Source organism: Paenibacillus sp. NRS-1781 (genome assembly GCF_050467745.1).
Classification (GTDB): Bacteria; Bacillota; Bacilli; order Paenibacillales; family Paenibacillaceae; genus Paenibacillus; species Paenibacillus terrae_A.
The window spans coordinates 44,387-65,509 of the sequence record NZ_JBITPI010000026.1 but is presented as its reverse complement, the minus strand read 5'-3'; the positions used below and the strand labels follow the sequence as shown (position 1 = coordinate 65,509).

General features: G+C 46.5%; 22 protein-coding genes and 1 pseudogene. 10 read left to right on the top strand and 13 right to left on the bottom strand.

Translation table 11 applies throughout. The features are described 5' to 3' along the window. Positions 1–124: 124 nt before the first annotated feature. Together ACIFO6_RS10870 and ACIFO6_RS10865 are read right to left on the bottom strand one after the other, a co-directional pair. On the bottom strand, positions 125–1,420 hold the full coding sequence (locus tag ACIFO6_RS10870; RefSeq protein WP_430040698.1) for an arsenic transporter: 1,296 nt from the start codon (positions 1,418–1,420) through the stop codon (positions 125–127). A gap of 84 nt (positions 1,421–1,504) precedes the next feature. Further along, complete coding sequence (locus ACIFO6_RS10865) at positions 1,505–1,882, bottom strand: ArsR/SmtB family transcription factor (protein ID WP_430040697.1); 378 nt, start codon at positions 1,880–1,882, stop codon at positions 1,505–1,507. A gap of 163 nt (positions 1,883–2,045) precedes the next feature. Between ACIFO6_RS10865 and ACIFO6_RS10860 the strand changes: the two genes are divergently transcribed. From ACIFO6_RS10860 to ACIFO6_RS10835, 6 genes are all read left to right on the top strand, one after another. Beyond that, positions 2,046–3,971: a BglG family transcription antiterminator gene (locus ACIFO6_RS10860; RefSeq protein WP_430040696.1), complete on the top strand. Its 1,926-nt coding sequence runs from the start codon at positions 2,046–2,048 to the stop codon at positions 3,969–3,971. Positions 3,972–4,168: 197 nt separating this feature from the next. Further along, complete coding sequence (locus ACIFO6_RS10855; protein ID WP_430040695.1) at positions 4,169–4,537, top strand: PTS lactose/cellobiose transporter subunit IIA; 369 nt, start codon at positions 4,169–4,171, stop codon at positions 4,535–4,537. 18 nt (positions 4,538–4,555) lie between these two features. Beyond that, positions 4,556–5,851, top strand: a complete 1,296-nt coding sequence (locus tag ACIFO6_RS10850) for a PTS sugar transporter subunit IIC (RefSeq protein ID WP_430040694.1) — start codon at positions 4,556–4,558, stop codon at positions 5,849–5,851. Between the two features lie 89 nt (positions 5,852–5,940). Continuing rightward, on the top strand, positions 5,941–6,999 hold the full coding sequence (gene uxuA / locus ACIFO6_RS10845; protein ID WP_430040756.1) for a mannonate dehydratase: 1,059 nt from the start codon (positions 5,941–5,943) through the stop codon (positions 6,997–6,999). Continuing rightward, positions 6,992–8,428 carry a glycoside hydrolase family 1 protein gene (locus ACIFO6_RS10840; protein ID WP_430040693.1) on the top strand — a complete coding sequence of 479 codons (1,437 nt, stop codon included), beginning with the start codon at positions 6,992–6,994 and terminating at the stop codon, positions 8,426–8,428. Before uxuA ends, ACIFO6_RS10840 begins: the two co-directional genes overlap by 8 nt. Before the next feature lie 30 nt (positions 8,429–8,458). Beyond that, entirely contained in the window at positions 8,459–8,782 is a 324-nt protein-coding gene (locus ACIFO6_RS10835; RefSeq protein ID WP_430040692.1) for a PTS sugar transporter subunit IIB, read from the top strand. Positions 8,783–8,879: 97 nt separating this feature from the next. Here ACIFO6_RS10835 and ACIFO6_RS10830 read toward each other — a convergent pair whose 3' ends face one another. The 5 genes from ACIFO6_RS10830 to ACIFO6_RS10810 all read right to left on the bottom strand — a co-directional run bounded on the left by ACIFO6_RS10830 (position 8,880) and on the right by ACIFO6_RS10810 (position 13,940). Further along, entirely contained in the window at positions 8,880–10,607 is a 1,728-nt protein-coding gene (locus tag ACIFO6_RS10830) for a methyl-accepting chemotaxis protein (RefSeq protein WP_430040691.1), read from the bottom strand. 100 nt (positions 10,608–10,707) lie between these two features. After that, on the bottom strand, positions 10,708–11,472 hold the full coding sequence (locus ACIFO6_RS10825) for a M15 family metallopeptidase (protein ID WP_430040690.1): 765 nt from the start codon (positions 11,470–11,472) through the stop codon (positions 10,708–10,710). Positions 11,473–11,617: 145 nt separating this feature from the next. Beyond that, positions 11,618–12,547 carry an NAD-dependent epimerase/dehydratase family protein gene (locus ACIFO6_RS10820; protein WP_430040689.1) on the bottom strand — a complete coding sequence of 310 codons (930 nt, stop codon included), beginning with the start codon at positions 12,545–12,547 and terminating at the stop codon, positions 11,618–11,620. Between the two features lie 126 nt (positions 12,548–12,673). After that, complete coding sequence (locus ACIFO6_RS10815) at positions 12,674–13,300, bottom strand: DUF1796 family putative cysteine peptidase (RefSeq protein WP_430040688.1); 627 nt, start codon at positions 13,298–13,300, stop codon at positions 12,674–12,676. Next, on the bottom strand, positions 13,293–13,940 hold the full coding sequence (locus tag ACIFO6_RS10810) for a DUF1796 family putative cysteine peptidase (RefSeq protein WP_430040687.1): 648 nt from the start codon (positions 13,938–13,940) through the stop codon (positions 13,293–13,295). The genes ACIFO6_RS10815 and ACIFO6_RS10810 overlap by 8 nt, the downstream gene beginning before the upstream one ends. Positions 13,941–14,145: 205 nt before the next feature. Here ACIFO6_RS10810 and ACIFO6_RS10805 point away from each other — a divergent pair, with 205 nt between their 5' ends. Further along, complete coding sequence (locus ACIFO6_RS10805) at positions 14,146–14,493, top strand: hypothetical protein (protein WP_430040686.1); 348 nt, start codon at positions 14,146–14,148, stop codon at positions 14,491–14,493. A gap of 25 nt (positions 14,494–14,518) precedes the next feature. After that, positions 14,519–14,941 carry a hypothetical protein gene (locus ACIFO6_RS10800; RefSeq protein ID WP_430040685.1) on the top strand — a complete coding sequence of 141 codons (423 nt, stop codon included), beginning with the start codon at positions 14,519–14,521 and terminating at the stop codon, positions 14,939–14,941. A gap of 66 nt (positions 14,942–15,007) precedes the next feature. On the opposite strand, the pseudogene ACIFO6_RS10795 reads toward ACIFO6_RS10800, so the two are convergent. Then, positions 15,008–15,187, bottom strand: a pseudogene (locus ACIFO6_RS10795) (IS3 family transposase); the annotation flags it as partial. A gap of 194 nt (positions 15,188–15,381) precedes the next feature. Between ACIFO6_RS10795 and ACIFO6_RS10790 the strand changes: the two are divergent. Next, positions 15,382–16,581: a macrolide family glycosyltransferase gene (locus ACIFO6_RS10790; protein ID WP_430040684.1), complete on the top strand. Its 1,200-nt coding sequence runs from the start codon at positions 15,382–15,384 to the stop codon at positions 16,579–16,581. 310 nt (positions 16,582–16,891) lie between these two features. Here ACIFO6_RS10790 and ACIFO6_RS10785 read toward each other — a convergent pair whose 3' ends face one another. The 4 genes from ACIFO6_RS10785 to ACIFO6_RS10770 all read right to left on the bottom strand — a co-directional run bounded on the left by ACIFO6_RS10785 (position 16,892) and on the right by ACIFO6_RS10770 (position 19,352). Beyond that, on the bottom strand, positions 16,892–17,065 hold the full coding sequence (locus tag ACIFO6_RS10785) for a hypothetical protein (RefSeq protein ID WP_200893401.1): 174 nt from the start codon (positions 17,063–17,065) through the stop codon (positions 16,892–16,894). 22 nt (positions 17,066–17,087) lie between these two features. Continuing rightward, on the bottom strand, positions 17,088–18,308 hold the full coding sequence (locus tag ACIFO6_RS10780; protein WP_430040683.1) for a glycosyltransferase family 4 protein: 1,221 nt from the start codon (positions 18,306–18,308) through the stop codon (positions 17,088–17,090). A 29-nt stretch (positions 18,309–18,337) separates the two neighbouring features. Next, positions 18,338–18,847, bottom strand: a complete 510-nt coding sequence (locus tag ACIFO6_RS10775; RefSeq protein WP_430040682.1) for a hypothetical protein — start codon at positions 18,845–18,847, stop codon at positions 18,338–18,340. Between the two features lie 181 nt (positions 18,848–19,028). Beyond that, entirely contained in the window at positions 19,029–19,352 is a 324-nt protein-coding gene (locus ACIFO6_RS10770) for a hypothetical protein (RefSeq protein ID WP_430040681.1), read from the bottom strand. Between the two features lie 195 nt (positions 19,353–19,547). Between ACIFO6_RS10770 and ACIFO6_RS10765 the strand changes: the two genes are divergently transcribed. Beyond that, the gene (locus tag ACIFO6_RS10765; RefSeq protein WP_430040680.1) at positions 19,548–19,904 is read left to right on the top strand and encodes a hypothetical protein; all 357 of its coding nucleotides are present in this window, start codon (positions 19,548–19,550) and stop codon (positions 19,902–19,904) included. On the opposite strand, the gene ACIFO6_RS10760 is transcribed toward ACIFO6_RS10765, so the two are convergent. Next, positions 19,901–21,100, bottom strand: a complete 1,200-nt coding sequence (locus ACIFO6_RS10760; RefSeq protein WP_430040679.1) for a glycosyltransferase family 2 protein — start codon at positions 21,098–21,100, stop codon at positions 19,901–19,903. The two genes, ACIFO6_RS10765 and ACIFO6_RS10760, sit on opposite strands and share 4 nt — an antisense overlap. Positions 21,101–21,123: the final 23 nt, after the last annotated feature.

Here is a 21,123-nt window from a genome sequence, read left to right as displayed (position 1 = left end):
ATTATTTTAAGTGGAGCAGAAGTTATATGATTCTAGAATAAAGCCGCCGGGCAGGCGGCCCATTTTTCTTCTTCGGTACCCTTCGCTTTTTTATCCATGATGATCGTCTCCTTTAGTGTTTAAGTCATAATATCGTCAACCACAAATACAAACCCAAAAGTGTGAAAAAAAGCGTAGGTAAGGTCAGTATTACACCTGTTTTGAAGTAGGTTCCCCAACGAATCTTTACGCCTTTAGAAGTAAGCACATGCAGCCATAGCAGCGTAGCCAAGGAGCCGATAGGTGTCATCTTGGGTCCTAAATCCGACCCGATTACATTGGCATATACAAGTGCCTCCCGGATCATTCCTGTTGCGTTTGTAGCGTGGATCGCCAGCGCATTAATCATGACCGTAGGCATGTTGTTCATCACCGACGAAATGACGGCAGCCATAAAACCCATAGCCATCGTAGCTACAAACATCCCCTCGTCTGCTGCCGCTTGAATAAGATGCGCTAGCAAATCTGTCAAACCCACATTACGCAGCCCATACACTACGACATACATCCCGATGGAGAAAAATACGATGGCCCATGGCGCACTTTTCATGACTTCTTTTACAGTTACTACAGGACTTTTTCTAGCTATGAATAAGAGAATAACAGCAATGATTGCCACAATTACCGAAACCGGAATGTTGAAAAATTCGCTGATTAGATAACCTGCAAGCAGGAGAGTCAGAAAGATCCAGGAAAGACGGAACATTTTCGCATCCTTAATCGCTTCAGCAGGAGCCGTTACATGAGCAACATCAAACTTCCCTGGAATGCTTTTACGGAAAAAGAGATACAGCACTAACATGCTCGCAGCTATAGAAAAAAAATTTGGAATAATCATGCGGCCTGCATACTCCATAAATGTGATGTTGAAGAAATTGGCGGTCACGATATTAACCAAATTGCTGACGACGAGCGGAAGCGAAGCCGTATCTGCAATAAAGCCGCTGGCTATGATAAAAGGAAACACCCTAGCTTCTTCAAACTTGAGCGCCCGTACCATCGCCAGCACAATGGGAGTCAGGATCAAAGCGGCACCATCATTTGCAAAAAAAGCAGCTACTACCGCTCCCAGCAAAGTCACATACATAAACAGACGGATCCCGCTTCCCTGTGCAGCCCTCGCCATATGTAAAGCGGCCCATTCGAATAGTCCGATCTTATCCAGCACCAATGAAATGAGAATAATAGCTACAAAAGCCAGCGTGGCATTCCACACGATTCGGGTTACTTCCCACACATCTTGAATATGAACCACGCCAACAAGCAGAGCCAAAATTGCTCCTGCGGAGGCTGACCATCCAATAGACAGGTTCTTGGGCTGCCAGATCACCAGCGTCAAAGTGAACAGGAAAATAGCGCATGACAAGAAAACCGATAACACGTTCAAACCTCCGATCCAAGATGTATCATCATGTTAAATCATTTTATAAGCATATACTTATATATCGGGCATCATTTTCTATGCTCACAGAGGAAACTTTTCCATCGAATCTTTAGCAGGAGCGGAAGCCGAATTAGGTCCGCAAGCAGCGGCTGGTTCTTCTTTATTTAAAAGCTTCAAAATTTGCTGCTCATCTGGCATACATTGAAGGACCGCTTGAATATGAGGCTTGTCCTCCACATTGAGAGAATAGTGCACCCACTGTCCGCGTCGAGCTTCTTTTACAATCCCTTGAGACTTTAGCTTTCTTAGATGCTGGCTGATACCCGGCTGCGAAATATCAAAAACCTTGACGAATTCGCACACACACCATTCCCTCTCTTTGAGCAAAGAGAGCATCGTCAGCCGTGTTCTATCACCCAGTAGCTTTAATTGATCCGCTATATAAGCCAGTTGGTCCAATATGACCACCTCTTCTCTCTATATATAATCATTTGCTTATATCTTAATCGTATACTCAACACCACTCTTTTTCAATACAATCGTATAATCAAATTTTTCACTTTTTCATACCCATCTACCGTTGTATACTGTTCTTCAGAACTGCTATGGAAGGAGGCTCATTTTGCGTATTTTTGATATTCTTCGTATATTGGTTGCAGAACAGATGGTCAACGGAGAACACTTGGCAAATGTATTGAAGGTATCCTCTCGAACCATACGAACAGATCTAAAGGAATTGGGGGCGCTGTTGTCGAAGCATGGAGCAGCCGTCAAACCCCTTAAAGGAATGGGCTACAAGTTAGAAATTCGGGACGAACAAGCATTTCATCATCTGCTGAAGCAGTTAAAGGATTATGAAAATCATGTGCCCTATCCATTAGCGAATTCTTCTGAAGCCAGAAATCGTGTTTTAATGAAAAAGCTGCTGCTCACCCATGCATATATCAAACTTGATGATTTAGCTGAGATCCTGTATGTTAGTCGATCTACTTTACAGAATGACCTCAAAGAACTGCGCAAGTTACTGGCAACCTACGGACTATCCCTGGAGAACAGACCGTATCATGGTATTCGAGTCAAAGGTAACGAGGCCAAGCTGCGTTATTGCATTTCCGACTATATATTCAGTAGAACAGATGAAATAGGCGAGCAGCAGATGTCCCACCCTCCTCTGATTTCTAACGAAGAGATGGAATGCATAAGAGAAGTGATTCTGGATCGCATTGAGTTCAATGATATTCAGTTGTCGGACATTGCCTTGAACAATCTGGTCATTCATATTGCTATAGCATGTAAGCGCATTCGTGAAGAAAGGTATGTTTCGTATTATCCTCAAGAAATGAAAAAAATTGAAGCGCAGAAAGAGTTTATGGTGGCGACTGAGATCGTATCCGCTTTGGAACAAAAAATGAAGCACTCCTTTCCACTTGTTGAAGTTGCGTACATTGCTGTGCACCTGCTGGGTGTAAGGACAGTCGTTAGTGCCCATTTGGATGAAGTCGAGATTAAAAAGATCATTGATAAAGATATCTACGAGCTAACTATTGAAATACTAGACCAAATTGATCAACAGTTGAAAATGAACATTCACAACGACAAGGAATTACTAATTGCTTTTTGTCTTCACCTCAAACCGGTCATTAACCGTTATCAATACGGGATGAATTTGCGTAATCCTATGCTGGATGAGATCAAAGCCAATTACCCGCTTGCCTTTGAAGCAGGTATCATTGCTTCGGAAGTCATCAAGCAGCGACTTCATATACACATCGAGGAAAATGAAATTGGATATTTAGCCATTCATATCGGAGTCGCGATGGAAAGAAAGAAAATGGAGGACGCACCCAAAAGGTGCATAATCGTATGTGCTTCTGGACTGGGCAGCGCAAAGCTGCTGTATTATAAGCTTCAATCGGTCTTCGGTTCCAGATTGGATATCGTGGGAACTACTGAATTTTATAAGCTTAAACAAATGCCGTTGGATACTGTGGACTTTGTCATTAGCACGATCCCCATTTCAGAACCGCTTTCTGTACCCATGATACATGTGAATACATTTTTGGGCGGTTCCGATATCACTAAAATTGAACAAGCAATCTCAGAGGCAAGACTCCCTGCTGTGCAGTATGTACGCAAAAAATTGGTCTTTCTTCAGCAGAAGCTTGAAAACAAACTCCAGGTGCTTGAATTTATAGCCAAAAAAATACACGAAGCCGATCTTGTGAAAGGCCCCCTGCTGGAATCTGTGATAGAGCGTGAAGCCGTTTCCCCTACTTCATTTGGCAATTTTGTCGCGATCCCGCATCCGATGGAACCTTTCGCTGATTCCACGTTTTGGGCCATCTGTACATTACAAAAAGCTATTGATTGGGATGGCAAGCCAGTACAGTTTATTTGTATGCTCTGCATACAGCGCACCAAATCAGAAGATTTACAGAGTATGTATCATATTTTGCTTGAAATTTTAAATAATGAAAAGCTCGTCCAGCAGCTTATCCGCTGCAAAACGTACACGGAATTCGTAGAAGTGCTGCATAAAAATAGCTGAACATAGAAGTGTGTAAAGACAGGAGAATTCTGAAGCCTATATGGCCAGGGTTTCTCCTTTTTTGTGCGTAGTGATGGAGATATCATGTAAAAAGAACGATTTATTTCCGTTAAGAAGAGGAAATAATGTGCGTTATGTTGAAAGCGATTTCAAATTATAATGCTAAAGAAGACAGCTTTTGAAGGGAGATTAAAAACATGAATAATGATGAAACTACAGAGCACGACGTGAGTATGGAGGGCATGGATGATACAGAAATTGTATTCCAAATTATATTATACGCTGGGAATGCACGCAGCTCGGCCATGGAGGCGATTGAGCTTGCAAAGGCGGGAAGGTTTCAGGAAGCCAAAGAAGAATTAGCCTCAGCTAAAAAAGAACTGGTGTCCTCCCACAAAATTCAAACCAGAATCATTAATAAGGAAGCAGCGGGTGAAAAAACAGAGATGTCGGTCATGATGGTACATGCTCAGGATCATTTGATGAATGCCATCACCATTCGAGATATGGCCTCAGAGTTTGTAGACCTGTATGAACGTATTGATCAATTCGTACCCAAATCGTAGAGGGAGGGGCGCTATCCCATGGCTTTTAAAAACAAGCTAGTCGACGGCCTCACATCAGTGGCAAATGCAATCAACAATTTTAAATATATTATAGCGATCAAATCAGCCTTTATCACATTAATGCCTGTCATCATTGTCGGTGCCTTTGCTGTACTGATTTCCAATATGGTGATGGACCCGGTAAATGGTCTGGCCCATTTTAAGCCGTTCTCCTTCCTGGCAGAGTACAAACCGATTTTCTCAGGCATTAACTATGCCAGCTTGAATATCCTTACCATCCTGGCTATTTTCATGATTGGTCTGGAGCTAGGAAAAATCAACGGGGAGAAAAACTTCTTCCCAGGACTACTCGCTGTAATCTGCTTTATATCTGTGACGCCAACCACGATAGAGTTGATGGTTAACGGGGAAATGCAGAAAGTAACGGATGTCATTGCCCGCCAGTTTACGGATACCAAGAGCTTGTTTTTAGGTATTTTCATAAGCATTCTATCCGTTGAGCTGTACAGCAAACTGGGCAAGTCCGATAAGCTAAAAATTAAAATGCCTGAAAGTGTTCCCAGCAATGTGGCTGTTTCTTTCTCGGCACTCATTCCAACCATCATTACGGTGACTGTCTTCTCGATGCTTGGATTCTTTTTTCATAAATTTACAGGTCTCTACCTGTATGATGCCGTCTATAATGTGGTGCAAAAACCGCTGGAGACCGTGGTGCAAGGACTGCCGGGTATATTGGTACTGATGCTGGTTGCGCAAATCTTCTGGGTGATCGGCATTCACGGGAACCAAATGGTAAAACCGATTCGTGAACCTCTGCTGCTTGGAGCGATTACGGTCAACATGACTGCTTATGAGCAAGGACTGCCGATTCCGAACATTATTACGATGCCTTTCTGGGACGTATACATGAGTATCGGTGGTTCAGGGATTACGCTGGCCCTTTTGATTTGTATTATGATTGCTTCCAAGCGCGAGGATATGAAGGAAATTACCAAGCTTTCGTTTGGACCGGGCCTGTTTAATATTAACGAGCCTGTCATTTTCGGACTTCCGATTATGTTGAATCCATTGATGGCTATCCCTTTCATTATTACTCCGCTTATCACAGGAACGATTGGCTACTTTTCGACGTTGCTTGGATTTGCAGGTAAGGCCGTCGTCATGGTTCCATGGACTACTCCGCCTATTATTAATGCCTACCTGTCTACAGGTGGAAGCATTGGCGCCGTCGTAACTCAGATCATTTGTATTGTGGTAGCGATTATCATTTATTTCCCGTTCGTCAAAATTGCCAACAAGCGAACGACTGAATAATGCGCTACTATAGAAATATACCCCTAATTGAAAGCGTATTCTTAATGGATTCAGGTTAACGCCAACTTTAAAGGAAGAAGCTGATCATGGTGAAAATGACTTTTCGGTGGTATGGCGAGCAGGATTCCATTCCACTCTCTTACATCCGGCATGTCCCCTATATCAAAGGAATTGTAAGCGCGGTTTATACCGCTCCACCTGGAGAGGTATGGCCTTGGGACCGTATCACTGCTCTCAAGCAGCAAATCGAGGAAGCGGGACTTACATTTGAAGTCGTGGAAAGCGTTCCGGTACATGAAGCGATCAAGCTGGGACTCCCCACCAGGGACAACTATATTGCCAATTATAAAGAAACGCTGAGAAGGCTGGGTGATGCCGGGGTAAAAGTAGTCTGCTACAATTTCATGCCTGCCTTTGACTGGTTTCGTACCGTCATTGACAAGCCTCTTCCCGACGGATCGTTGACATTGGCTTTCTCGGGGGAAGAACTGAAAAAGATTGAGCCGAACATTGCTGATTTTACGCTTCCGGGTTGGGATTTATCATATCCAAAGAAAGAGCTTCCTGCTTTAATGAAGCAGTATAAAGAACTGGGAATCGAAGGAATCTGGGAAAATCTAGCTTATTTTTTGGCGGAAGTGATTCCCGCAGCGGAAGAGGTCGGCGTGAAAATGGCGATCCATCCAGATGATCCGCCATGGCCTGTTTTGGGTCTGCCGCGTATTCTTAGCAAGGAAGCAGATTTGGACCGTCTGCTGGAGCTTCAGCCTAGCGTGCATAACGGTATTACCTTTTGCAGCGGCTCGTTAGGCAGCTCACCAGACAATCATTTACCCGGAATGTTAGACAAATACGCCGCGCAGAAAAGGATCCATTTTGTTCATCTACGTAATGTCAAACGTTATCCTAACGGTGATTTTGAAGAGTCCGCGCATCTGTCCGAATCGGGTAGCATAGATATGGCGGAGCTGATTCATATCCTGCATCGTCATCAGTTTGAAGGGTATGTAAGACCTGACCACGGGAGAATGATCTGGGGAGAACAAGGAAAGCCCGGCTATGGACTGTATGACCGTGCATTGGGAGCGGCCTACTTAACGGGCCTTTGGGAATCTATAGTACGAAAAGGAGAAGCATGTAATGGCTAAACATACGATACAAATTCCATCGAATTTCATCATGGGTGCTGCGGCTTCCGCCTGGCAGACAGAGGGCTGGAGCGGTAAAAAGGAAGGGCAGGACTCATTTCTCGACCAATGGTACAAAAATGACCGCTATGTCTGGCACAATGGATATGGACCTGCGGGGGCAACCGATTTTTATAACCGTTACGCTGAGGATATTGCGCTGATGAAGCAGATTGGCCTGACCCATTACCGTACTTCTATTAATTGGTCCCGCTTCTTAACGGATTATGAGAATGTTATCGTGGATGAAACGTATGCGGATTATATGGGCCGGGTCATTGACGAGTTGATTGCCAGCGGGGTCGAGCCCATGATTTGTCTGGAGCACTACGAGGTGCCCGCTTATTTGCTGGACAAATATGAGGGCTGGTCTTCCAAGCATGTGGTGGAACTGTTTGTGAAATATGCAGAAAAGGTTTTTGAACGCTACGGTAATCGGGTAAAACACTGGTTTACATTTAATGAGCCCATTGTTGTACAGACTCGTGTCTATCTGGATGCCCTTCGCTATCCCTATGAACAAAATACGCGGAAGTGGATGCAATGGAATTATAATAAAACGTTGGCTACTGCAAAATGCGTACAGCTCTTCAAGGCCAAAAGCTATAGCCAGAACGGGGCTAAAATAGGCGTTATTTTGAATCCTGAAGTAACCTATGCCCGATCCAGCGCCCCTCATGACCAGTATGCGGCACATGTGTATGATTTATTTTATAATCGAGTATTTCTGGACCCGCTTATTAAAGGCGAATACCCGCAAGAATTGTTCGATCTCATGAGCAAGCATGATATTGCATTTGAAGCTACAGCGGAAGAATTGACAGTAATTAAGGGCCATACTGTGGACTACGTCGGCATCAATCTCTATTATCCACACCGGGTCAAGGCGCAGAGTAAAGCCTGGAATGAAAACATTCCCTTTCATCCCTCTTACTACTATGAGCATTTCGATCTTCCGGGTAAAAGAATGAACAAGTCACGGGGCTGGGAGATTTATCCCAAGATTATTTACGATATGGGAATGCGTATTAAGAATGAATATAACAATATCGAGTGGTTTGTCGCGGAAAATGGCATGGGCATTGAGAATGAAGTTGTCTTCAAAAATGAGGAGCACATCATTCAGGACGACTATCGCATTGGCTTTATAACGGAGCATTTATGCTACACGTTACAAGCTGTAGAGGATGGTTCGAACTGTACAGGTTATATGCTGTGGGCCTTTACAGACAACGTTTCGCCCATGAATGCTTTTAAAAATCGCTATGGACTGGTGGAAATTAACCTGGAGAATGATCGAAGTCGGCATTTGAAGAAGTCCGGCTACTGGTATCAAGCTGCCATCAAAGAACGCTCGTTTGTTGCTGATCTGGATGAAGAGTATAAATAATTAAAAATTTATTTCTGGAGGCGCTCAAATATGAAAAAAATTATTCTGGCATGTGCTGCGGGTATGTCCACATCCATTCTGGTTTCCAAGATGAAAAAAGAAGCCGAAGCAAGATCCATAGTGCTTAACATCGAAGCCATCCCCGAAAGTACCATTAAGGAAGAGCTGGAAGGCATTAAAGATTCTGTAATTGCTATTTTGCTTGGTCCTCAAGTACGGATGCGTAAAAAGCCGATTGCCGAAATTGCAGCTCCCTATGGCATCCCGGTGGATGTCATTGATATGATCGCTTACGGTAGAGCCAACGGTGCCGCCGTGCTGGATCAAGCCTTGAAGCTGGCTGGCGAATCATAATAAGCATATAGACATTTTTAGATGAATAGCAAAAAGCGGCAGTCTCCCATCAGGAAACTGCCGCTTTTCCGTATATTGGTAACCATATTGATATTGATTATCCCGTCACCTTAAACCGTCCAATCAACTGACGCAGCTCAGCGGACATCCCTTTCAGACTCTCCGTCGATTGGCTGACGCCTTCCATGGAGGTTAGCTGCCCATCCGAGGCTTCTGCAATCAGGTGGAAGTGTTCGGCTGCATGCCGTGAAATTCCCTCCATCTGGTCCACGGAAGCTGCGACTTCCTCAGAAACGGAAGTGATCTCCTCCGAGGCAGCCGATACCTCCTGCAGTTGTGTCGTGATCCGTTCCAGACCGGAATGAATATGGCCAAAGGATTGTCCAGCCACATTTACAATGTCCATTCCCACCCTGGCTTCAAGGGCGCTTCCCTCCATCCGTATGGACAGCTCGGAAGTCTGTTGCTGAACCGAGGTGATAATGCCTGCGATCACCGCCGAGGACGACTGGGATTGAGTCGCCAGCTTCCTTACCTGCTCGGCTACCACGGCAAAACCACGCCCATGCTCTCCGGCCCGAGCCGCTTCTATCGCTGCATTCAGCGCGAGCAGATTGGTTTGTCCAGCAATATCCGTCATCAGGGAAAGTACCTCTCCGATCTCCACGGAATGCTCCTCTAATTGTTTGGTGGCGGCAGCCATCGCCGCTGTAGAGTCTACAATGGATTTCATTTGATCCACAGCCCTGACAATGGCTTCATTACCCTGAAGCGCATTCTCGGTAGTTTCCTGCGATAAGTCCGCTACAATCGCAGCAGATTGTGCAATTCGATGCATGCTGGAGGTCATGTCCTCCATGCCTTTATTCATCTCCATGGTCTGAAGTACCTGGGTTTCTGCCCCCACGGCAGCTTCTTTAATATGTATGGAAATATCCCGACTGGCTTCTGCGGTAACATGGGCATGATTGTACACATCCCCGGACGAAGACAGGATCTGGTCCGAGCCTTTGCCAATGCCCTCAATTACCGTTCTTGTATCCGTTACGAGGACCCCAAAAGCCGAAGCCAGACGGCCAATTTCATCCTTACGATTCGTATCAATAACGACCGTAAGATCGCCTTCCCCAACCTTGGCGACGTCTCGGGTCAACCTTAATAACGGATGTGTCAAATATTTGGCTAGTGCAAAGACCAACAGAATACATACCACCAGCACAATCGCAGCTACGATCAGCATCGTTCTTCTGGATGTTTCCATTAATTTGTATACCTCTGTAGCATCCAGATCTGCCCCGACAACCCCTGTGATACTGCCGTCCTTGCCTTTAATGGGAACGTAAGCCGAGACGGTTGCTCCGTATTCGTCCTTTGTCAGATCGCCTATGGAAGCCTCGCCCGTTTCAAAAGTATGCAGCATCCCCGGGTACGCATTGTTTTCGGGAGTGCCCAGCGGCGAATAGTCCTCTTTGGCGGTGGAAGCAGCCACGCCATCAACGATGTACACATAGCTCGTTTGGCCTCCGTCTTCCACTTTCCCCAGCGTGTATAAATACTTGAAGCCGTTAGCTTCCTTCAGCTCGTTAAGCTGATCGCGCAGCTCATTAAAATAAGCATTCTCTCCCCCGGCAACGGGTTTAATGTCTGTATATTTGTCCACATTAATCATGGCTGCGGCCCTTTTGGCCACCGCTTTGGCCTGCTGGCCCATGGAGTTTTCCACCAGTTCGCTCGAAGATTGATACAAGGTAAAACCCAGAATGGCTCCACCGATTACAATAAGGCCCGAAAAAAACAACACCATACGTGACAACAGACTGTTCAACCCGCCAACGCTCCTTTGGATAATCCAACTTGTATTTACATCATTTTATATTATACATGTCTTTCTGCCTATCATTTTTAGTTAAAACGTCCCATATTTCCTATTCCACATCAAAATTGAAGTATGTTTTAGCATAAGGTTCCTTCATCAGCGTAAAGTGCCACCATTCCTTGCTGTAAGGCTTGAAACCACGCTTCACCATAGCATCCCTAAGGATTTTTCGGTTCGCCTGCTGTGTCTTGCTGATCAGCTTCGTGTTGTAATAGGAAATATCACCGAAAAAATCAAACGGACTCCCCATATCGACAGTCTTCCCCGTTTTGATGTGTACTAGCGTCAAATCCACGGTGCTCCCCCGCGAATGGCCGGATTTCCTGGCGATGAAGCCCAGCTTGAACAGATTGCACTTATCCAGCTTCGGGTAATATTGCTGCTTCATTTTCATATCTCCGCTATCCTGTGACCATCTGACAAAATGATTCACGGCTTTTTGCGGACGATAGGCATCGTATACTTTCAACAGATATCCTTTGGCTGCCAGATCATCGCTGACCCCTTTTAAAGCGGCTGCACCTGTATGGGTCATGATCGCAAAAGGCCCCTTATATCCATCAATTCGTCTGCCAACAAAGTTATTTTCACTATAATAGCGGATTTCATATTGCGCCGCAGGAATCACTTCATCCAGATACACGAAGCCCTTGGGCAATTTATTTTTCTTCTCAATGGTCAAATTTTGCGTTGTACTGCTATCCGCAGTTACGTCCGAGGCTCCGGCAGCAACAGTAGAAAAAGGACCTGCATTTAGCAAAAATGCATATGTAATCAGTGCGATGCCGATTTTTCTTAAAGACTTTTTCAACATAGATCAGACTCCCCTTTGTGAAACTGGTTGGCTTACTGCTGACCATTGTATCAGGTGAGGACATTTTTTCCTATAAGCAGCTGCCCGGCTATCCATAAAAAAGAGGCTGATCCTCCAGCCCCTTCCTGAATCGCACGCTTTCTCGCTACACGCCTTCTTTTCCTGAACCCATACTGCTCACATACGTTTCCTTCAATCCGGCAGAGATGCCATATAGTGGCTCCCATCGAAGCCAATGTCTCGCGACTGCGTTGCTAAGACAGCTATGGTGAATGTCTCCCGCCCGCACAGCTGAATACACAGGCCGAACGGACGAACCGTGCAGCTTCAGCAAATCGTAGGCCAGCCGATTGATGGACGTTGTCCGTCCCGTACTCACATGCACTGTACGTTGATCCGCTGCACGTATAGCCGCCATATTCGCTCTGACTACATCCTTGACGTACACGAAATCGCGGGTTTGCGTTCCGTCGCCGTGAATGAGCAAGGGGCTCCCTTTTTTCAGCCGATCCATAAAAAGAGCGACTACACCGCCCTCTCCCTTCGCGGCCTGACCGGGACCATACACATTGCCGTAACGCAAAATCGTGTAATTCATGCCATATACCCGATGAAAAAGCCGGATATACGATTCTGCGGTCAGCTTGGAAAGCCCGTAGCCCGAAATCGGCTCCAAGGGATCGTCTTCCTGAATACATTGCTTTTGCAGTTCACCGTATACGCCAGATGTGGACGCAAATATCAGTTTGGATACACCGGCTTCATGACAAGCCTGCAGCAGATGAATTGTCCCCAGCACATTCACATCTGCGTCCTCATCCGGTCGATGGATGGATTGCTGGACTTCGGCCTGTGCCGCCAAGTGAAACACAATATCCGGGCTTTCCCGAATGAGCAGCGTCCGGGTCTCGGAGCTGCGGATATCCGCCATATGCATGACCGCGCGCGGGTCCACATTTGCGACATTCCCGGTCGTCAGATTATCCAGCACATGCACCCTGATGCCCGAATCAGCAAGCGCACGCACCAGATGGGAACCAATAAATCCGGCTCCCCCGGTGACCAAAGCCTTCACTAGCGCACCCTCCTTTTGAACCGAAGCAAGTTTCTTCCTTTCCCATCATGTTATGCGGCGCTCTACAGCTTGGCGCAGGCACAAGCACAGGCACCAAAGACAATCTAAGACGTACCTCCCCGTTGTTCAGACGTGTAGCCTGACGTTTGCCAGCATAAAGCGCCACATCTCATCCTGCCCGCTCCAAATATCCTCAGGCGGCAGCGACACTGAAACCAGCCGCTCCAGTCCCCAATCCAGCTCAGTCACATCGGCAGCCCCTGTATAATCCACGAATAACAAGCGAAAATCGTGGGTAATCATCTGTGACAATACGGTGTGCAGTTCTATCGCCTGATCCCGACTGCCCCCCAGACGAACCAGCAGCAAACGGGACGCAAGCGCAGATTTCTCCAATAGACGTGCAATTCGGCGATCAAGCGTCGTTTTGAATGCAGGATAAGAAGTCAGATGTTCCGATGTATTCAGGGTAACAGGGAAATGGTGTGCCGCTGTAATTTCATACGACGCGTCCTCGACCATGAAGTTATACTCGCCATAATCATGCCCCGTGACACGCAGGCTGGCAAAGTCCATAAATCCGGCGAAACGGGCATCCAGCAAGCGACTGATCTGCGACAAGTTGCCGGAAATCATCCAATCCAGCGGTCCCGCGTATGGACGCAGTCCGTTTTTATCCAGCTGAATGGAAGGCAGGCAATGTCCTCCCAGGCTGAATACAGCGTCATAATCCCCCTGCAATCGCTCAAGCACGCTGTCCTCCCCTTTCCGAAGATAGGGACATTCCCTGAAAAAGCGTACGCCAGTGCGGATCACTTTGGTAATTCCATACATCGGCAAAAGGCATTTCCACCGCGCATACATTCGCAAGCTGCCAGTCCAACTCGGTCAACTCTGTTACACCGGAACAATTAACGATGAGCAGACGAAATTCATGCGCCATCATGCCGTACAAGATGCGCTCCAGTTCCTCTACCTCTGCATAGGTTCCCAGCATACGGACGAACAAGCTGCGCTGCGCCTTCTGCGTTTTAGCAAAAAAACGTTCGATACGGCGGTCTATCTTCTCCCTGAACTCTGGATAAGTCGCCAGATCTGCGGAAGTATTGCGTTCCTGCGGGAAATCATGTACCGAGATCACGTTATAATCGATATCCCTGACCATATAGTTCAGTTGGCTCGTACCAACGACACTTAAATTGGGCAAATCCATAAACCCGGCAAACCGGTTTTCCAGCAAGCGATTCACATCGGACAGCGTGTCAGACATCATCCAATCCAGCACCCCGGCAAACGGCCGCAGGCGGTTTCTTTCCAATTGAATGGCAGGCGTGCAGTTTTGCCCCAAACTGAAGACCGCATCATATTCCCCTGCCAGCTGTGCAAGTCTCATAGCCGTGCCTCCTTTTTAAAGCGACCCAACCCTTTCCTCAGGCCGCAGGTTGTTCCACTCTACATTACATGCACAGCTCGGCTAAAAGGGTTGGACCCCGGCGCGTATTTTGTCAAAAAAGGCGTACAACTATCCAGTCCAGACACGGCCATTTTTCATATGATATAGGGCTGGTATACAACAGAATTCAAGGAGGCTACATGATATGTCCGTGTTTCTTTTATCTGCTGATCATCACCTCACTTATCACAGCGCCAGTATACAGAGCTGCCATGTGACCCTGTTCAATCGTGAAAAGAGACCTGTCGATGTACTGTTGGAAATAGGGAATGATAGCGGTGTTTTCCGACGGCAGCTACTTAGCCTGAGCACTTCTCCCGAAGCTGGCTCCGTAGTACAGCTCAAGGATATGGAGACAGCCCAAAATCCTTTTTACCTGCGGGTGGTCACAAGTATATGCAATCCGGAAACGTTATTTATTTTGGCTGAATTTGTAGAGAACGGGAACGTGGTCGCTATGCGTACAGCCAGTCATTTTACCGTGACGCCCTAAACCACGGACAGGAGAGGAAGAAGGTATGCTAAAATATTCGGTACAAAACAAAGCCGAAGCAGGCACACATGCGCTGCCTTTTCAGGTCACCGAACAGGAGAGCGTGCTATCTACGTTGATCATTCCTGCGAGTGAGTCTGAAGGGAGTATTGTCATTGAAACCTCCTTGGCATGGGAAAATCCGCTGCTCAACTGGGATATCGGAGAGCTGGTTATCCGGCTGCGTCGCAACGATGGGCAGGGTCCCGTGCTGGACTGGTTGCAGGATTTCTGCTATCAGGAGGGCTTTGCCGAGCTAAGGTATGAGGAATCTGCGGGACAGTCAGCGCCATATGTATATTGCGTGACCGTGCAATCGGCTGACCGCAGGGCCGTTGTCACGGGTCCACTCGTGATCCAAGGCTCGGTCTACGAAGATTCGGTTAATGAAAACCCGGACGGAACATGATCCGAAATCATCCAAAAGGCAGGCCGGGATGTGATGAAGTGCCCCCTTAAAGTTAGACAATTTATTTCAGGCAACTTGTTGGGTATGGGCTCGGTATTGTACGGGGCTCATACCCTTTAATTTGGCCTTGATACGTTTGTGACTATAGTAATCCATATACTTCTCCAGTTCTTGCTTGAAGTACTCCATGTTGTCAAATTCTTTTAGATATAGAAGAATAAAATGAAGTATTAGACCGTTGAAATTAAGTTGTAGACTGACAATACGTCATTAAGCTAACGGGTATAATATTGGTATAATATGGTTATTTAAAGTTTTGAGATTTTCACGAATTGTACTATGATAAACTTGATTCCATTAATTGATTCGAGCAATCGTAGGGGACAGTGCCCCTTACTCTTACACAATTTAGAGAACAGTATACCTAAGGAGTGGTAGAAATGGCGCGTGTTTTATTTATTAATGGTGGATCAGAGGGACATATCAATCCGACTATTGGAGTTGTGCAAGAGCTTATTTCGCGTGGAGAAGAAGTGGTGTACTTTTCTATAGAAGCTTTTCGGGAGCGTATCGAGAAGACGGGAGCTTCAGTACGAACATTTGACGATCAAAAATTTATAAAAGCCTTTATCTCAGGTGGAAGAGATTATTTACTCGAAAGAATCAACGGTCTTTTACTTACGGCAGATATAGTCATACCAAGCGTTCTTGAACAGATCAAAGGAGAGCATTTTGATTACATCATCCATGATTCCATGTTTGGTTGTGGACGTTTACTCGCTCAAATGCTTAAGCTTCCTGCAATCAATTCTTGTACTTCTTTTGCACAGACAAAAGTATCATTTGATAAAATGTTGGAACAATTTTCTATAAAAGTCCCTACAGAAATTGTTAAACCTATAATCGATAAATTTCAAAGCCTGACGGAAATGGTGAAAGAAAAATATGATGTGGAGATCCATTCTCCTTACGAAGTGTTTTGTAATCCTGCACCACTTACAATCGTTTATACAACAAGGGAGTTTCAACCTTATGGAGAAGCATTCGACCAAACTTATAAATTTGTAGGTCCATCTATCTCTTCACGATTAATTCAAGAAAACTTCGACTTTACTGCAATCAAGGGGAAAAACCCAATTTACATTTCACTGGGTACTGTCTTTAACCAAGCAATTGATTTCTATAAGCTTTGTTTTGAGGCATTGGGGAATACGGATCATACTATTGTCATGTCTATTGGGAATAAAACCCAAATCTTTGATTTAGGGGAAATTCCTGAAAACTTCATCGTAAAAAATTATGTTCCACAAACTGATGTACTGCATTACACTAAATTATTTATTACACATGGTGGAATGAACAGTACCAATGAAGGTCTCTATTATGGGGTTCCGCTAATTGTAATCCCACAAAGCGCGGATCAGCCGATCATTGCGGGGCAAGTCGCCAATATCGGAGCAGGCATTAAATTACAAATGCAAAGCTTGACTGCAAATCAACTACGTGAAGCTGTAGATCATGTGTTAAGCCACTCATCTTTCAAGAAAGCTGTTGCAAATATTAGGGAATCCTTTCGAGAATCAGGTGGGTATCATCAAGCTGTTAATGAGATAAAAGAGGAGACAAGCTATGATGATTAAAATGTCACTTTCGAATATGAGGGAAAGAAGTCGAATGAGAATGAGGGCTCTTCAGCTAACCTTACGAATGCCTTGTCCAGCATCTCTGATACAAGTCGTACCCTGCTTGATATCTCAGAACGGCATCCTTTTTCTGTTCTAAATTAAATTTAGTCATGAAAAAACTGCACCTCCAAATGTTATTCGTGACTAACAATTGGGGGGCAGTTCAGTGATTTCCGGCCTGCCTTTTACACTTGCTCCAAATGTAATGAAACAGTCGAATATTCATATGCATTACGGACGTCCCAATTCAGAATTACTGTCGTTCTCATGGCACAGTTTGTTTGAGACGTCCCAGAATTTCAGTGTCCGGTAGCTTATAATGTTCCGGTAACGAGGTGTTAATCCGGTTCCATATTTCATAATCCACCTCAAAATCCGGGTGCGATTGCTCGATTTCAAAAATACGGTTGTACAAGTCTCCAACTACAGGAAAAGTCATGTTCCCCCTCCTCACTATCGAATCAACGTACTTGATTGAGCGCTTGCCCGTAAATATTGATGAGCCGTGCAATCATGACATCCAGAGACCAATGCGCAGTTCCCCATGTCTTGGCACGGTTCCCCATAGCTATACGCACGTCATCCTGAGCCAGCAATTGCTGCAAATGAGCTGCTAACGCCTCCACATCGCCAACCGGGGAAACCAGTCCAGTATGTTCATGCTCCACCATTTCTGGAAGTCCACCTGCATCCGATACCACTGCCGGAAGCCCCGAAACCTGCGCCTCCATAACCGAAAACGGCTGATTATCCTGTATGCTCGGATGAACAAAAATATCTGCCAGTTGCAAAAGGGCAGGCACATCCTCACGATGCCCGAGAAAAACCACCTCTTCCCTCAGCCCCAGCTCCTCAGCCTGTGTTTGAAGCTCTTCCCTTTTGTCTCCCTCTCCGACAATCCAGCAAACCCAGTCTGTACGCCGATCTTTTAGCAAACTAAGAGCGCTCATTAAGTAATGCAACCCTTTAATATATACCAGCCGTGAAGGACAAATAATGACCTTTTTTCCTGCGGGTCGTGTCATGTCCGTTCCCTTTTCCTGGACTTCCCAGAAGTGTTCAGTATCCAGGCCATATTGGAAAGTAGCAATCTGTTGCTCAGGCACTTCGAACTCACGAACAAGCGTCTGTTTCATCCATTCTGTAGACGTTATTGTAATATCAGCAGATAGCGCCCCATAGTGCTCCAGCGCCCAATAATATTTCCACATCAACGATTCCCGATATCCCGGCTCCTGATCTCGTTCAAGCGCCATCATGACTTCACGGGCCAACGAGCCGTGAATATTGGCCACGAGTGCGCTATCCTTACGTTTGACTCGGCTTAGGGCACGTGTCGCAATGACATCCTGTGTATGAATGACATCATACTGTTCAACTCCAAAATACGCCGCCGCCAGTTCCATGCAATATCGGTCCTTTTCCACCGTCTGCACCCAAGAGTCCTTGTGTAATACAGGTACAGCCGCCTCATTCAGCTTCGTGTTCAGCATGGGCAACAACTGATCCTTCAGCAGTTCCCTATTTTCAAAAACAATATGGTATTTGGGTATATCCGGCCCGTTGCCCATCAAGTCCACAGTGTGACCCTGTAGCTCCAGTCGTCTTTTAATTTGTAGCATAAACGGCCACACGCCTCCCAAATGAGGGATCGGCCAGTAGGTAGCCAACAAAATTTTCACAACAGCCTCACCTCCCCCGTCTAGTACATTTATGTTCCGTCGCTTCCGTAAATTTGCTGAAAGCCCGACAATGCATCTGTCCATACCGCAAAAAAACCGCTATTTGGCACGATAGTCACATCAATAAAATTACCGATCGTGACGACTGGAACCGGGACAACAGAAGACACAGGTAGCGAAGAACTGAACGCTGTCCCCCCATTGAAGGATACAATGACCTGGTATCCATTAACAGGATTGGTCACAATGTACCCGACATAAATCACCCCTGTAATGTTCACGGTGATTTCCCCCCACGTGATCCCTCCATCCTGTGATCGCTGGAAAAACATGACCGAGCCGCCGAAAAAATCGGGATTGTACTGATGCGTATAACATAAATAGATGCTTCCGGTATAGGAGCTGACCTGAGAAGTATCAAATTTCACGCTGACCTCAACATTATTGACAAATGTCCCATACCCCCGCTGGGCAATCACGGGCGGATCAAATGTATTGCCATTGTCTCTGGACACGTAAGTAGCAATGGTACCGTTCAAACCGTCTACGACGGTCCTGTCGTAGACTCGATAGCCGCAGACACAATAGTACCGTCGAGCAGATTGAAAGCGACACTAGGCTCTTGCGCCAGCCTTCCGCTTTGCGTGAACTGTACGTTCGGCATCAGGCTCCACCTCCCGGTACACCGGCAAAAATCGTCAGGCGGCTGTTCACGCAGCGTTATGTTGGATACGAGAATATCCCCGCTAAAGGTAGCACCTCCATCAAAGGATCGCCGTATAAAATAAGCCGGTGTCTGCGGGCCCGTACGAATCCAGCTGACATAGACATGCCCGAGATAGGGGCTGGCTCCGGCGGAAGCGGCAGTAAAGAATCGGTCCAGTCCGCCCCTGCGTCCAATGATCGGTAAAGACCAATGAGAGGGGGCCCGCTGCTAAAATCAACAGCGACAGCCACCACAATATTCGGATTCAACAAATTAACGGCCACACTTGGCTCAAACTTGGGTAACCCGCTGGGTGTCACCTGAAAATTAAAGGGCATGACGAGCATTCCTTTCATTACAAATTGGTAATCATGGAAGGGGTACCTCCAAAATGTACCTTTTTTCGGCATAGCCTACCGACAAGCATACAAGCTTTCTATTCAGTAGATTCATAGTATAGGAGCATCCCTTCGGGGGTTTTCCAATATTCTGTTTTCGAAAGGATGATTCATTTGGCTTTTACAACCGGCTATATGACAAATACCAGAGATTTTGGTACGGCCTGCTCCAATGTCGTTGTGAATCTGGTGAATGAGGATACGGTAAACGCAGCAACCGTGACCATACAAATTTTTTTCTCGCTCGTACCGGATACTAAGATCCCCTTGTACGTGACATCGGTTAACGTACCTGCAAACTCCATTGCCCGGCGCACCTTCTTTATACAAGGTGTGCTTGCCTATGAAGTGCAATACAACGTGGCCGCCGCTGTTCCATCCAATGTGGTTCTTTCCAACTTCGGTCTGGACCAGTTTGGCAATGTTGTGCAGGAGCATCGTGTCCTTCAATCGGAGCTGACCACGATTGCGGCCCTGTCTCCAGTTAGCTAAAAGCGACCCTGTTCCAGCGCCTGATGCACTCGATGAGTGTAATACACGTAATTCCATTCCGGCGGTACAGCGGTGACTTCCCACCCGCTGCCTATGGTAGAGTGATCATCTGTATAGTAGGAAAAAACGTGGGTATTCGGCAGTGGGCGGAGTAAATTCGTCAGATACAGCAAATCCGTCACGGCGATATAAGGTTTAACCCCGTAGCATACAACAAAGCGGGTCACCGTTTCCCCAATGGCCTGAATCAGTGCTTCCGTGACAGAATAATGCGGTCTGGGCGTTACGATCAGGCGAGGGTCGAGCATCATCGGCAGGAAGGAAGAGGCGCCCTGTTCAGGCGTAAGATCCAGCAACCGCACCAAGCAATTGCTGTAATGCTGCTCTAGCAGCTGGTCCAGCAACGACTCAGCCTGAGTCATATCTGTAACGGGCATCAAAATAGTCATTTCAAGCGGGATACCCCGGCGCGCTCTCGTCTCATGCTTGGCGACTTGAAATGCGTGCCGCCAGCGTCGATGCTCCTTCTGGCTGTGCAAGCTGGCCGATACACTAAATGCGGAATCCACCCTGTAATCCATAAGGACCTCCGGGATGAATTTCATGCTGCACGTCTCGGTCAGTCGCAGCCAGTAATCATAATCCTCCACGGGTTGCAACCGATAGCCGTCGATCCGGCGGGCATATTTGCTTTTGTACATAAATGAAACCCCAACAATGCTGGCGTTCAGCAGTTCCTCATGCGACTGACTCTGATACCAGATCAGCGCTTGTTGATGCTGCTCATCATACAACGGGCTTCCTGAAGCATCAATCTGGCGGAAGGTGGAGAATACAAGGCCGAGCAAATCCGGCCCGTGGTTCAGCTCACGTCGCAGTCGTTCTATAAAGCCGGGATAATATACATTGTCACTGGATACCCAGGTCACATATGTGATCGCAGGATCTTGGAACAACTCGTCAAACCCCCGGTTGAGGGCACTAGATACTCCTTTGTTCTCAGGAAGTGTAATCAACTGGACACGCGGGTCTCCCGCTGCTGCGTGGAGCGCTGATCCCACCATTTCCGGCGCTCCGTCAATAACGATGATAAGGCGGAATTCCCTATAGCTCTGAGCCAGCACAGATGAAATCGCGGCTTGCAGATAGCCGATATCCTGTTTGTATAGCGGCATCACAATACCTGTATCTACCATATCAATCCCCCCTGACAGACTTC